This is a genomic window from Enterovibrio baiacu, from assembly GCF_004120195.1.
In the GTDB taxonomy this organism is placed as follows: Bacteria; Pseudomonadota; Gammaproteobacteria; order Enterobacterales; family Vibrionaceae; genus Enterovibrio; species Enterovibrio baiacui.
Genome location: NZ_SCHN01000006.1, coordinates 195,865 through 209,320 on the forward strand (window position 1 = coordinate 195,865; position 13,456 = coordinate 209,320).

The 13,456-nt window shown below is 49.3% G+C and carries 11 protein-coding genes; 9 read left to right on the top strand and 2 right to left on the bottom strand.

From position 1 onward, the window contains the following. Positions 1–317: 317 nt before the first annotated feature. The 7 genes from EQP46_RS03490 to EQP46_RS03520 all read left to right on the top strand — a co-directional run bounded on the left by EQP46_RS03490 (position 318) and on the right by EQP46_RS03520 (position 9,276). Positions 318–1,040, top strand: coding sequence for an acyltransferase (locus EQP46_RS03490; RefSeq protein WP_129492322.1), 723 nt, complete (start codon positions 318–320; stop codon positions 1,038–1,040). Further along, entirely contained in the window at positions 1,037–2,161 is a 1,125-nt protein-coding gene (locus EQP46_RS03495) for a glycosyltransferase family protein (protein ID WP_129492323.1), read from the top strand. Before EQP46_RS03490 ends, EQP46_RS03495 begins: the two co-directional genes overlap by 4 nt. Continuing rightward, the gene (locus EQP46_RS03500; protein ID WP_129492324.1) at positions 2,158–3,654 is read left to right on the top strand and encodes a GumC family protein; all 1,497 of its coding nucleotides are present in this window, start codon (positions 2,158–2,160) and stop codon (positions 3,652–3,654) included. Before EQP46_RS03495 ends, EQP46_RS03500 begins: the two co-directional genes overlap by 4 nt. Further along, positions 3,638–6,109: a hypothetical protein gene (locus EQP46_RS03505; RefSeq protein WP_240671638.1), complete on the top strand. Its 2,472-nt coding sequence runs from the start codon at positions 3,638–3,640 to the stop codon at positions 6,107–6,109. The genes EQP46_RS03500 and EQP46_RS03505 overlap by 17 nt, the downstream gene beginning before the upstream one ends. Before the next feature lie 160 nt (positions 6,110–6,269). Further along, complete coding sequence (locus EQP46_RS03510; RefSeq protein ID WP_276320895.1) at positions 6,270–7,346, top strand: glycosyltransferase; 1,077 nt, start codon at positions 6,270–6,272, stop codon at positions 7,344–7,346. Beyond that, positions 7,343–8,524, top strand: coding sequence for a glycosyltransferase family 2 protein (locus tag EQP46_RS03515; protein ID WP_129492325.1), 1,182 nt, complete (start codon positions 7,343–7,345; stop codon positions 8,522–8,524). The genes EQP46_RS03510 and EQP46_RS03515 overlap by 4 nt, the downstream gene beginning before the upstream one ends. Positions 8,525–8,619: 95 nt before the next feature. Further along, on the top strand, positions 8,620–9,276 hold the full coding sequence (locus EQP46_RS03520; RefSeq protein WP_129492326.1) for a sugar transferase: 657 nt from the start codon (positions 8,620–8,622) through the stop codon (positions 9,274–9,276). Positions 9,277–9,414: 138 nt separating this feature from the next. Here the strand turns inward: EQP46_RS03520 and EQP46_RS03525 are convergent, their stop codons facing one another. Then, the gene (locus EQP46_RS03525; protein ID WP_129492327.1) at positions 9,415–10,623 is read right to left on the bottom strand and encodes a NupC/NupG family nucleoside CNT transporter; all 1,209 of its coding nucleotides are present in this window, start codon (positions 10,621–10,623) and stop codon (positions 9,415–9,417) included. A gap of 535 nt (positions 10,624–11,158) precedes the next feature. On the opposite strand from EQP46_RS03525, the gene EQP46_RS03530 reads away from it, so the two are divergent. Together EQP46_RS03530 and rocF are read left to right on the top strand one after the other, a co-directional pair. Continuing rightward, positions 11,159–11,779 carry a LysE family translocator gene (locus EQP46_RS03530; protein ID WP_129492328.1) on the top strand — a complete coding sequence of 207 codons (621 nt, stop codon included), beginning with the start codon at positions 11,159–11,161 and terminating at the stop codon, positions 11,777–11,779. 191 nt (positions 11,780–11,970) lie between these two features. After that, positions 11,971–12,900, top strand: a complete 930-nt coding sequence (rocF, locus tag EQP46_RS03535; protein ID WP_129492560.1) for an arginase — start codon at positions 11,971–11,973, stop codon at positions 12,898–12,900. A gap of 75 nt (positions 12,901–12,975) precedes the next feature. On the opposite strand, the gene EQP46_RS03540 is transcribed toward rocF, so the two are convergent. After that, positions 12,976–13,368, bottom strand: coding sequence for a hypothetical protein (locus tag EQP46_RS03540; RefSeq protein ID WP_129492329.1), 393 nt, complete (start codon positions 13,366–13,368; stop codon positions 12,976–12,978). Positions 13,369–13,456 lie beyond the last annotated feature (88 nt).

Here is a 13,456-nt window from a genome sequence, read left to right on the forward strand (position 1 = left end):
CAATAGTAGGCAATTTTGCAAATTTAAAAAGACACGTCATCTCCTTGTGTCTGATTTCGTCTTTTTGACAATCAGAATGGGAAAACGCCGTACGCTAAAACACCCTCCCACCCTAACCCTTTCATATTTAAACGAGTTAAAGTTGGCCTGCTTTGTGCTTTTCCTTTGTTCAACGGACGCGACAACGTTCGAACGAATAATAAAAAGGGGATATTTATGTGTGGGATCGTTACTGCAGTATCTGAATCTTCTACAACCTTCACGTCAGGTTTCGGTTCACACCCTTTCTCCACATCCGTGAATGAGGGGTAATCGCGATGAGCATGCAATCAACACGTCAATGGATAAAGCACAGCCCAAACCCCATCGCACGTGGACTGTTTACTGTGCTCAAAGCCATGATGCAGATGAGCGTACCCGCACCAAAACTGATTTCTGCTCCCTTGTATTTTTTTACGACGACTATCATGAACTTGTGGGCAAACCTCACCCGTACGTTTTACTGGACACCAACCTTTAAAGGTCGCATCGACACCGTAGGAAAGGGCTTTTACCTATACGGTGGCATGCCCTTCGTGAGCGGTCCTGTCACGTTAACATTCGGCGACCAATGCCGCGTTTCCGGTCAAACCACGTTTTCAGGCCGAACAGTGGGTAATGTCACACCGTCTCTGACCGTGGGAAGTAATGTCGACATTGGCTGGCAAACCACCATTGCGGTGGGCACTAAGGTAGTGATCAGCGACAACGTGCGCATTGCTGGACGCGCATTTTTAGCAGGATACCCAGGCCACCCGATGAATGCAGAAGATCGCGCCGCTGGCTTGCCTGAGCTAGATAGCCAAGTCGGCGACATCATTTTAGAACGTGACGTATGGCTCGCCACCGGCGTATCCGTGATGGCTGGCGTCACCATTGGCGAAGGCACCATTGTTGCCGCAGGCAGTGTTGTTACCTCAGATTTACCGCCGTTTGTTGTTGCCGGAGGTGTACCGGCAAAAGTACTTCGTCCACTCACCGCTGAGGAGATGAAAAAATGAGCAGAGACTTGATCGTTTTTGGCGAAGACTGGGGCGGATTGCCATCCAGCACACAGCACCTCATTCGTCACCTTGCGTCGCAACGTAAAGTCATATGGGTAAATTCCATTGGTTTGCGACAACCTCGTCTATCGCTGAGCGACATTAAACGCGCATGGAAAAAGTTAACGGCGAAGAAAATCGGCAACAGCGCCATCATGTCCATTGAAACGCCCGACAATATCACCATCGTTAACCCGACAACGCTGCCCGCTCCGCGCTCAGAATTTAGCCGCAACCTCGCTGCCAATTGGTTGAAGAAGCAACTGCTTCCCATCATTGAAAAACATAACCTGCACAATCCTATCTTGTGGACCTCTCTGCCTACCGCCGTGGACGTCGCAGACAAGCTTGGCACCGACTCTTTGGTGTATTACTGCGGTGATGATTTTTCCTCCCTTGCAGGAGTGGATCACGACACCGTATCTGAGCGTGAAGAAGAACTCATCGAAAAAGCGGATCTCATTCTGGCGTCAAGCGAAACCTTGGTGCACCGTTTTCCAGAGCAGCGCACACAGTTTTTACCGCATGGTGTTGATTATTCGTTATTTTCCACACCCGCACCTCGTGCTGACGACATGCCTTACAACCGACGTCCCATCGCTGGGTTTTATGGCTCATTGTCGGAATGGTTGGACTATGATTTGTTAGATGCCGTGATTTCTGCGCTGCCTGAATGGGATTTCGTGTTTATCGGCCGTGCATGCGAACGCGCTCAAGCATTAACAAAACACAGCAACGTGAGATTACTTGGGCCACGCCCGCATCACCTGTTGCCATGCTACAGCCAACACTGGACAGCAAGTTTGCTTCCGTTTGCTGACAATGCACAGATCCACGCCTGTAATCCGCTGAAGCTTCGCGAGTATTTGGCCACAGGGACGCCGGTTGTGAGTACACCGTTTCCTGCGTTGTCGAGCTACTCCGCTTTCGTGTCAGTGGTCACAACAGAAAAAGAGATGATCAGAGCCTTAGAAGAGGCGCAATTCCAGCTAAGAAACGAGCAGCAACAGGCCGCAGTGAAGCCTCACACTTGGGAGGCTCGCGCAGAAGAACTTGAGAGATGGTTGGACGCGCTATGAACACGCTAACGTACAAATTTCTGATTCTGCTTGATGGGGCATGGCGACGTCGTTACGTCATCATGATGCCCATCATCATTTTGCCGCTCATGGGCACTGCCATTGGGTTAATGAGTCCGAAAAAGTACAACTCTCACACCAGCATGTTGATTCAAGAAACCTCAAAGATGAACCCGTTTCTTGAAGACTTGGCGGTTTCCGCAAAAATGAAAGAGCGCTTTAGTGGACTTCAAACCTTGCTCCACAGCCGTCATATTCTCGGTAAGGTTGCCATCGAACAAGAACTCATCGCTGAAGATTCTGATCCGGTTTTGGTGGACGAAACTATCGCTAACCTCTCAGAAGGCTTGTCGATGACCACCATCGGCAAAGACGTTATTCGCATCGATTATCGCGCTGGCAACCCTGAGGGAATGAAAGAAACACTGGAAATCGTGAGTCAACATGTCATTGAAGAGTTGCTCGCGCCAGAACGTTCTTCCATGAAAGATTCCAGCTTCTTCCTTTCAGAGCACATTAAATTTCGCCGCCAAGAACTCGATAAAGCCGAAGCGGCGCTAACCGAATTCAAAACCGAACACTCTGACGGCTTGCCGGCTTTGCAGCTCGCAAACCTTTCACGTATAGAAGCGCTCAAGCAGCGGCTTTCCGAAAAAGAAGCAGAGATGGCGGGTGCGCAACGCGGCTTGGGTGGTCTTGACCAACAGCTATCTAGCACCAACCCCGTCATCGGCAAGATTGAAGACCAAATCGTTAAAATTCGCAGTGAACTCGCGCTATTAAAAGCGCGCTATACCGACCAACACAGTCTGGTTCAAGGGGCAAACCGCAGCCTTCGTCGCTTAGAAGAACAGCGCACCCAACTCTTATCGAACACCTCTGAAACCGTGGACGCCAGTCAGCTATGGGACATTGCCAGCAGTTCCACGATGGAAACCGACGGCGAATCTCAGCCTCTTCTGATTTCCCAGCTAGAAAACCTGCAACTCGCGCGCAGCAAAGTGGAAATGCTGGAAGAGGAAACGTCCAGCCTTCGCTCAATGATCACCGAGTTGGAAGTGAAGACAAGCCAATCAGGGGAAAAAGAACAGCAGATTAAAAAGCTCGAACGCGACCTCGAAGTGAAGCGTGAACTTTTCCACGAACTGCTCGAACGTTACGAAATGGCGCGTTTAACCAGTTCATTAGGGGTGTTCGAGCAAGACAAACGTATCAAAGTGATCGATCGACCGTACTCCCCGGGTGTGCCGAGCAACCTTCCCATCATTGTTTTCACCATTGCAGGCATGGTGGGTGGTATCTTCCTTGGTTGCGGCATGGCTGTTCTATTGGAGTTAACAGATACGTCCATTCGTCGCATCGCAATGCTGGAAGAAATAACGGGCGCACCTGTATTAACACGCATACCGGAATTGAGCGACGACGTTATTCCCCCTAAAGAGGGGAGTAAATTAATTGCGGGTGAAGCAAAAGTGATTGAATCGAACAACTGACGGCGCGTCAGGCGGCGTGCGTAAAGCGAACACACTCAGTCAACACGGAAGGTTCTCTGGTATGAAAGCTTGGTTCTTGTTTTTATTGGTGATACTTGCTGCGCCTGTTAATGCCGAACTTCGCCTCGAAAAATCATCGTTACAAACCGTGTCAGAAACCAGCTTGCTGGTCATCAAGGGCATGAACCTCTCGGACAGTGAGGTCATTTTGGTGATCCGCGCTGATGATACCGTCGACCCGGGTTATGCAGACCGTGCCAATATCGAACGCGTCCTGACCAAAGGCGAATTCGAACTCCACGTGCCTTTTGCCAGCATGCGAACCCCGGGCGGTCGCCAGCTCAACCTCAATGCTCTCGAGAACATCATTATCTTTCCCGGTGAGAAAAAACGCGGCTTTGCATTGATGTCCGCCGACGTGGAGACGCCCAAGCCGTTGGGGGAAAACGTCTTTGCTTGGGATCTTGGCCCTGTTGGCAGTGCCATTTGGCCGGGCTTTAAGCCCCTCACCATAAAATCTGGGCTTTTATCTGGGCAAGGATTGAACCCCATTGATCGCAGTGCCCGCATGCAAGCAGCAGATAGCTTAACGATTGATGGTATTCGTGGCATCGATACCGCGGCTCTGCCCCTTCCTGCTGGAGATTGGCAAATCACTTTTTGGCTTCGTGATGCCGGAGAGTGGGAATACTTACCCCACCCTTTGCAGCGAGAAATTCGCGTGAACGGAGAAACGGTTTATCGGCAGAATCGGTCGCCTAAAGAGTGGATTGAACAGGTTTACCTCAAACGACGCGATATGGCCGTGACCCCGAAGAGCAACAGTTGGGACCTTTACGGCGAACGAAAAAGTGACCGCGTCACGTTTGATATCACCAGCAACGGCGATCCTGTCATCGTTAAGCTTTATGGCGACTCCACCGACGCACAATTTGTAAGCGGCATTTTGGCTGTTCCTGCTGACAATCCGATGATTTTGGACATGCTCACACGGCAACGGCAAGCGTGGTGGGAGAAGAATTGGCCTGTTTCTGATTGGACAGCTTGGCCAACGGGCAGCGCGCATTTAAAGCCAGCTCAAAAAGGCACGACGAGTCACACAGACAACAGGGTAAACGCAGCACCTGATACGTCTGCCTTGGTCGAATTTAGTTTTGAGCAGGGCAATATTCCCGGCGCGCCTATGGTGATGATCAACAAACCCAAACGCGGTGAAACGGCGTTGAATGTCAGTTGGCATTGGAGCCAATGGAGCTTAACCCGCACTCACATTTCTTCGACCTTACTCAGTGCCAACGATAACTTTTTACGTCATGGACTCATGCCCATCAATGACGGCGTCGCCATGCCGCGTAAACTGGTGTTGCGTGTCGATATCCCCAAAGGCACACCCGCAGGGACATACACTGGCGAACTGCACGTCATGATGCAGCGAAAGTCACTCAGGCAACCCATCACCATTAATGTGGTAGAGGCGTCACTGCCGGCGTTGAGTAAGCCCGTGGGTATTTACCTCGAAAAACCCGTGCATTACGGCTGGTTTAAAGACATCGCACATTTGGGTAATCAAGCCATGATGTGCGATCTTTCCTATCTGCGAAAACTCGGATTAACGGGCATTTCTCCCCCCTTCCCTACGCCCTACAACGAAGATGAACAAAGGGCGTTTGAAAAGCTCTCTGTTTCGCTGAATAAGCTCGGGTATACCGCGTCCATGGCTTATGCGCCAGCGAAACGCCTTAGCCAAGCTATCGGCACTGGCAATGCCGCCAATGTGGTAGCGCAGATTGAAGCTACCCATAAGCAACGTCTGCAGCCTTCGCCGTATTGGTCCATTGCTGATGAACCGAGCAACCCCGGTAACGTTGATTTATTTGAAGACATGCACCGGCATTTTTCTATGTTTGCGCCCACCGCCAAACTCGCTGGCCACCTTAATCACGATAAAGATAAGGCCTACCTACCTCTGTTCGATTTGGTTTTGATCAACAATGGTTTTGGCGCAGACAAAGACGACATTCAAGAAGCGCAATCTGACGAGCGAGAAATCTGGCTCTACAACTTGCCCAACCCCCGTGCATCGGCAGGTTTTTATCTCTGGCAAACGCAAGCAGATGGCTTTTTGAAATGGCATGGACGCATGCCCACGGCTGACCCTTTCGATCCAACGGATGGCCGAGAGTTTGATGTGCAGTTCTTGTATCCCACAGAGAACCCGTGTCCCGAAGAGCCGGATATTCACCGCGATCTCTACGAAATCATGGAAGGCATTGTCGATTACCGCTGGATGCTTTGGCTAGAGCAACAGGCGCAAACCCACACAGCGGCGAACGCGTTACTTTCAACACTCAAACGCGCCATTCCTGATGAGTGGGAAGATGTGCCCGACATTGACCAACAACAATTGAACAGATGGCGACAACAAATCATTGAATTAGCCCGCGAGTCCGAATGAGTTTCTCATACCGATTCTCACAATGAGAAATTCAGGGAAGCTGTAGCTCGTAAAATTGTTAATCCATTGAAAAAACGCCACTTTAAAATATCTGATTTTCTGGCACACCTCATGCATTTAGAGCCGTACGAGTCTAAATATAAAAACAACTGAGGCCACCATGAAAACAATCATTCAAGTAGTACAGCATTTGAGACCTGGCGGACTTGAAGTGATGGCGCTCGAATTCATGCGTTTTTCCAGCCACGGAAAACGCATGAAGATTATTAGCTTGGAAGGCGATAAAGAATCTGCCATCAAAGCCTGGCCTCGCCTTGAAGCGTGCAGAGACCAACTGATTTTTCTGAACAAACCTGACGGGTTTTCGTTGGCACTGATTCAGCAGCTGAAACAATTGCTGATCGAATTAAATGCTGACGTGGTTCATACCCACCACATTGGTCCTTACTTTTACGCAGGCATTGCATCACGTCTTGCTGGCATCTCTCTTATTCATACCGAACATGATGCTTGGCACTACAACGACAAGCGCCATCAACTGCTTCAAAAAATCGTGCGCCTTGTTACGAACCCGACCTTAGTGGCGGATGCCGATGTTGTCGCCAACGCGCTGAATACCATGCCTGGTATGGCAGGCGTTCAAGTCATTAAGAACGGCATTGATGTCGATAAGTATTCGCCAGGCAACAAGCAATTTGCGCGCAAATTATTCAACCTGCCGAAAGACGTAAAACTCATTGGCGCGAGTGGCCGATTGGAAGATGTAAAAGGCCACCGAGTGCTAATTGAAGCCATGGCGACGTTGCCAGAAAACACGCACCTGACCATTGCGGGGATCGGTACGTTAGAAAATGAACTGCGTGAATTGGCGAAATCACTCAACGTCGATAAACGCGTCCATTTCCTTGGCTATGTTGATGACATGCCACGTTTTTACCAAGCACTCGATTTGTTCTGCTTGCCTTCATTCAACGAAGGCTTCCCCCTCGCACCGCTTGAAGCGCAAGCATGTGGCATTCCAGCAGCCGTGACCAATGTCGGCGGTGCTGTCGAAACCTTATGCCCACAAACCGGCGTCATTTTGAAAGCAGGTGACGCCAAGGACATGGCGGACAAGATGCTCCCTTTCCTTTATGAGCGTCTTATCGCGAGCCCGCGCGAGTTTGTCACGAATAGCGCTGACATTCGTACCATGGCAAGCGCCTATGACGCACTGGCTGAGGGGAAATCGCTATGAGTACTTGGATTTTATGGCTCACAGCCATCAGCACTTTTTTGGTGATTTACCATCACCTCGGCTACCCCCTTTTGTTAAAGATGCTGGTGCGCTGTATTCCTTCATCACTGTCTTCAACGCCGATAGCACGTGGTTACAACAGCTCAAAAGCCGATGACGCGTTACCTACTATGGCGATTCTGATGCCGGCGTTTAATGAAGCGCAATGGGTCGCAGACAAAATTCGCAACCTCGCGACCTTAGATTATCCAAGCGACAAACTGCGCATCGTGCTCGCATGTGATGGCTGTTCAGATGACACCGCCAACATTGCTCGAGAAACGTTGAACGAAACCGCGTGTCAGCATTTGGATTTGACGGTCATCGAATATGCAGTGAATGAAGGGAAAGTCGCGGTCATCAACAAATCGATGGCCCTGATCGACGAAGAGATTGTGGCGATGAGCGATATTTCGTCCCTCATTTCGATTGATGCATTATTGATTGCCGCCATGCACTTCGCTGACCCTAAAATTGGTGTCGTAAACAGCCGCTATCACCTGCTTGAACCTACCGAAGGCGAGAAGAAATACTGGGATTACCAGTGCACGCTTCAGCATCGTGAAGCCAAAATGGGCGCAACCTTGGGCGCTCACGGCGCGCTCTACCTCATGCGCCGTGATTTGTTCACCCCACTTGCCGCCGACACCATTAATGATGATTTCGTGTTACCCATGAGCATCGTCGCACAGGGCTATCGCGGCACGGTGGATGACACAATTTGTGCTGTTGAACTTGAGCCAACAAATGCAGACCAAGATTTCAAACGCCGTCTTCGCATTGGTGCAGGTAACTACCAACAAATGGTGCGGTTAGCAGCCTTGCTTAACCCTAAATATCGCGGCGTGGCATTCACTTTTGCATCCGGCAAAGCGCTGCGTGTTGTTATGCCCTTCTTGATGCTCACTGCTCTGATTGGCTGGCTGTGGTTAGCACAATTTCACGTACTCTTTTTGATGGGCGCAGCCGCTCAGGTTGCAGCTTATACGCTCGTCGCGTTCATCAAATTCTTTAAGCTCGTGCCAAAGAATCCATTGCTTGCGACACTTTGCTATCTGGTGTCCGGCCACACCGCCAACATGATTGGCACACTTCGGTACATCGTCGGTCTTGAAGCAGGCCGCTGGCAGCGCATTTAACCGTATCCAAATTTATTGAGGGCTACACTATGACGACTCAAGTGGCGAAACCAGAAAGCAACATCGCATCATTTTTCACTAACACTCGAAAAAGAATGAATAAGGTGACTATGGATAACCTCAGTGATATTGACCCAATCACGGCAAAATCTAAGCGTGTGTTTGATGTTGTTCTCACTCTGATTGGCCTAGCTTTAACAATCCCGCTGTTTCCTTTGATTGCTATTGCCATCAAGCTCGACAGCCCAGGCCCAGTGTTTTTCCGCCAGATGCGTATCGGTCGTTCGACGCCTGAACTCAGTCTGATTTTCCACATGGTGAAATTCCGCACCATGCGCACCGATGCGGAAAGCAAAACTGGCGCAACATGGGCGACGGATGGTGATCCCCGCATTACCCGTGTTGGTCGCTTTTTGCGTAAAACCCGTTTGGATGAAATTCCACAGTTCTTCAATGTATTGGTGGGTGACATGTCATTGATTGGCCCTCGCCCAGAACGCCCAGGGTTTTATCAAAAACTTGAAACGGCCATCCCTTACTTTGCTGAGCGCACCTATGGTGTAACACCAGGTATCACCGGGCTTGCGCAAGTTAACCAAGGTTACGATACCTGCATTGCCGATGTGCGTTCTAAAGTGGGCTTCGACCATTCTTACGCGCTGGCGCTAACATCGCTCAAAACATGGTTCAAAATGGATTGCTATATCATGTTTAAAACCGTTTGGGTGATGTTAACAGGCCGAGGTCAGTGAGCTAGAAACTAGAAACTAGAAACTAGAAACTAGAAACTAGAAACTAGAAAATGTTGGCGATACACCGCCAAATAAGAAGGGCTGCGAAATTCGCAGCCCTCATTTCAACCCAAGCTTTATAGTGACTCTAATCGTTGCTTACAACGAGATAAACAAGCCAGCCAGCGCCGCACTCATGAGATTGGCAAGTGTCGCAGCACCCACAGCTCGGAAACCCAGCGTCGCTACATCATGACGTCGCTCAGGTGCCATCGCGCCGATAGAACCAAGTTGAATCGCAATCGACCCAATGTTAGCAAAGCCACACAATGCGAACGTTACAATCACTTGGCTGTGTTCTGAAATCACGGATTTCACGCTTTCGAAGTCAAGGAATGCCACGAATTCGTTCATGATGGTCTTCTGACCAATCAACGAACCTACGGTCAGCACTTCGCTCATTGGAATGCCAATCACCAATGCCAGCGGCGCAAACAAGAAACCGAAAATACTTTGAAGCGTAACGCCTTCGTAGCCAAACCAGTTACCCACGATTTCAAAGCCTGCGTTGACCATAGCAATCACACTGATGAACGCCACCAGCATGGCACCCACGGCAACCGCCACTTTTACGCCGTTCATCGCACCGGATGCCAATGCATCAATCGCGTTAGCGTCTTCACTTTTTTCAAGTTCGAAGTTAGATTGGTCAATGGTTTGTTGGCGTTCAGGCACCAACATTTTCGCCATTAACAAGCCACCTGGTGCTGCCATAAAGCTTGCCGCAATCAAGTACTTCAGCTCAACGCCCATCGCGGCGTAACCACCAAGCACAGAACCTGCTACTGACGCCATACCACCAACCATCACAGCGAACAATTCTGAGCGCGTCATGGTTTTTAGGAATGGACGCACCACCAACGACGCTTCACTCATCGACAGGAAGATGTTGCCCGTTGCTGCCACTGATTCAATTTTACTGGTGCCCAATAAACGGTGAATACCGCCGCCCAATACTTTGATTAACCATTGCATGACGCCAAGATAGTAAAGCAGTGAGACTAACGCAGAGATGAAGATGATGAGAGGAAGAACACGGATGGCGAAGATGAAATCGCCGTTGGCGAGGCTACCGAAAACAAAACCGATGCCTTGGTCCGCAAAAGAAAGGATGGAAGAAACGCCGTTGCTAAGTGCACCCAGTGCGGCTTGCCCAAAAGGAATATATAAAACGAGAGCAGCAAAACCGGCTTGAAGGCCGAATGCGCCAAGAACGGTGCGCCATTTGATATCGCGACGACTTTCTGACAATAAGTACGCGCACGCAAGCAGAGCCAATATACCGGCCAAACTGAAGATGATTTGCATTATGTTACCTTGCTTTAGTATCTGGATTTAGGCGGGCGCTCAAATCCACACGCGTGCGAAGACAACACTACTGGCAGGAATGCAAAGTGGTGTGCTTTACCATCACGGTGAATAATAAGGCCCGTAAATGCTCACAGTTACGCTGGGCCCAGTTCCGTGGGGCAAGTATCCATTTTGCAGCCGATTGAAAGCTGGCTGAATCTACTTTTCGTTCATGAAAAGTAGCCTCTCTAACCGGGCGCGGAGTATATCCAAATCACATTTGCCCTGACAACCCCTTATTTCGGTAACAAGACGGCCAAATATCCTTCTCTTTCTCATGGTCTCTTTTAAAAACAACCCGTTAAACCGCGGAAGTTAATTTTATCTCATGAAAATTGCAACAGAGTTTGACCCGTCCCGCAAACAATCCTCAGATTGAAGGCGCAATGCCCACCGTCTTGATCGGTGGTTAAGCAATGCGCATAATCAGTAACGCCGATTAAGCCGTTCCCTCACTTTCTATTCATCCACTGCATGACATCAAGGAAGAACCATGTCGTTATTTTCCGGCTCCGCGCTGTTTCTCGCCCTGCTTTTATCCGTCATTATTCCTGGGCCTAGCGTGATGGCGGTGGTTTCGCGGTCGCTTTCCTTTGGCATGAAACAAGGTTTATTGGTTGCTTTCGGCGTGGTTGTGGCTGATTACATTTTCATCTGTTTGGCGCTCTCTGGCTTGTCAGCTGTTGCAACTGCCATGGGCGAGTTTTCTATTTTCCTCAAATACGCAGGCGCGGTTTACTTGATTTGGCTGGCTTACAAAAGCTGGACATCACCAACGACAAATAGCGAACTCACCACTCAAAAAACGTCGAAAGCCAGAGGGTCTTCCAGCTTTATCATGGGCTTGGTGATCACACTGTCTAACCCGAAAGCCATTTTGTTCTACATGGGCTTCTTCCCTGCCTTCATTAATGTGCAAACCCTGTCAGCGTCGGGGATTTTGGGCGTTTTGATTCTTTCAACGGTGGCCGTAGGCGGTGTTTTGAGTGGCTATGCGATCCTTGGTGACAAAGCCACCCGCGTTTTCAATGGGCAAAAAGCCAAAGCACGTATCAACAAAGTCTCCGGCGGTATTCTAGCGGCTTGTGGTGTTGTATTGGCAATGAAAGCTTAAGGCTTACACCCCACCTCTCGATGCGTTTCAAACATGTGCGTTTGGCTCTCGCCGATTCCACTACTTTCGTATATTTGATCCGGCCTTCTTTTTCACAACTTGCATGTTAAAAATATGTTGCCGATGCACGTTTTTGAAAAACAAACTGTGGAAGACTCATCTTGGTTAAGCAAACTTTTGAGGGTCACCCAATGGAACAACAAGGCGTAGCGAAACCCATTCAAATCATCGGCGTGCCGTTAGACCTCGGAGCATCACGAAGGGGAACAGATGGCGGCCCGTCTGCGGTGCGTATCGCCGGTCTCGGTGAGCAACTCAAAAAGATGGGATATCAGATCTCTCAAGAAGTTGATGTCACTGTTCCTTCCATGGAATCGAGACCGACAGAAACGGGCAGCACCATGCGTTTCAGACGTGAAATTCTGCATGTCTGCCGTGACTTGGCGCAAGTGACGCGAGATGCCCTTACCAATGGTCACGTCCCTTTAATCGTCGGTGGTGATCACTCCATCGCCATGGGATCCATTTCAGGCATTGCCGACTACTACCAACAACAAAACCAGAACATTGGCTTGGTCTGGTTTGATGCTCATGCAGACATGAACATTCCAGGTATTTCCCCATCGGGAAATGTACACGGCATGCCGCTCTCACACTTGATGGGTTACGGGGATAAAGACTTCACCAGCATCTTGAGTGCAAACACCAAGATAAAGCCAGAGAACGTGGCCTTAGTCGGAGTCAGAGACATTGATGAGAAGGAAAAAGAGCTGATTCGAGAATCAGGTGTGCATCTCTTTAGCATGCGCGACATCGACGAAATGGGCATGAACAAGGTCAGCGATGAAATCATCAACATCGTGACGAAAGATACCGTGGGTTTCCATGTCAGTTTTGATGTTGATGGCTGCGATCCTGAAGTCATTCCCGGCTCTGGCACCTTGGTTCCCGGCGGTGTCACCTACAGAGAGGCGCACCTGTTGTTAGAGAAGTGTGCAGAAACCAACTTGATGACGTCACTTGATCTCGTGGAGCTTAATCCGTTCTTGGACAAAGGAAACATCTCAGCAGAACGTGCCGTCTCGTTGATACTCAGTGCATTTGGCCGAAGTGTTATTTAGACAGCTTGGTGCAGGGACAGAAGCTAACAATGTATCTTCCAACAACAGCGTCGCCTGTCTCTGCTCACTATAGCTTCATGATCGCATGTGATGTTTGAAAAAGCGGTTAATCACCATCACATGACAATAAGGAATTAACGCTATCGCGCCAAACGCGAAGATTGAAAAAGGCGCATTGGGAGAGTGATTTTTAAATTCATTTCCGTTAATGAGCAATACCAAAAAGCCAAACGCAGTCACCAGCAATCCAACATGCGAAAGATAAACGAACCGCTTTCGCACTGATTCAACGCTTCCTAGAATCGTTTTTGTAAGAAGATAGATAAGTGAAACCATGCTCAATATCGACAGTACAAGCATGATAAAAAAGAGAGGCTTATCATCAGCTAATAGCAATAGCAACAGTGACAGTAATAAGAGAAGACCCACGGTCAGCCCTTCCACACCGAGCAATAGTTTGTTTAACAACGATACTCTCATCGCATACCCTTTCTCTTTAGAGCGAATGTTTCAGCCCATCCGTTTAAAAACACCGTGTCGACAAGAACATGAAAAT

Coding starts and splice junctions, on each gene's coding strand:
- EQP46_RS03490 (WP_129492322.1), top strand. CDS start 318: ATGAGCATGCAATCAACACGTCAATGGATAAAGCACAGCCCAAACCCC.
- EQP46_RS03495 (WP_129492323.1), top strand. CDS start 1,037: ATGAGCAGAGACTTGATCGTTTTTGGCGAAGACTGGGGCGGATTGCCA.
- EQP46_RS03500 (WP_129492324.1), top strand. CDS start 2,158: ATGAACACGCTAACGTACAAATTTCTGATTCTGCTTGATGGGGCATGG.
- EQP46_RS03510 (WP_276320895.1), top strand. CDS start 6,270: ATGAAAACAATCATTCAAGTAGTACAGCATTTGAGACCTGGCGGACTT.
- EQP46_RS03515 (WP_129492325.1), top strand. CDS start 7,343: ATGAGTACTTGGATTTTATGGCTCACAGCCATCAGCACTTTTTTGGTG.
- EQP46_RS03520 (WP_129492326.1), top strand. CDS start 8,620: ATGAATAAGGTGACTATGGATAACCTCAGTGATATTGACCCAATCACG.
- EQP46_RS03525 (WP_129492327.1), bottom strand. CDS start 10,623: ATGCAAATCATCTTCAGTTTGGCCGGTATATTGGCTCTGCTTGCGTGC.
- EQP46_RS03530 (WP_129492328.1), top strand. CDS start 11,159: ATGTCGTTATTTTCCGGCTCCGCGCTGTTTCTCGCCCTGCTTTTATCC.
- rocF (WP_129492560.1), top strand. CDS start 11,971: ATGGAACAACAAGGCGTAGCGAAACCCATTCAAATCATCGGCGTGCCG.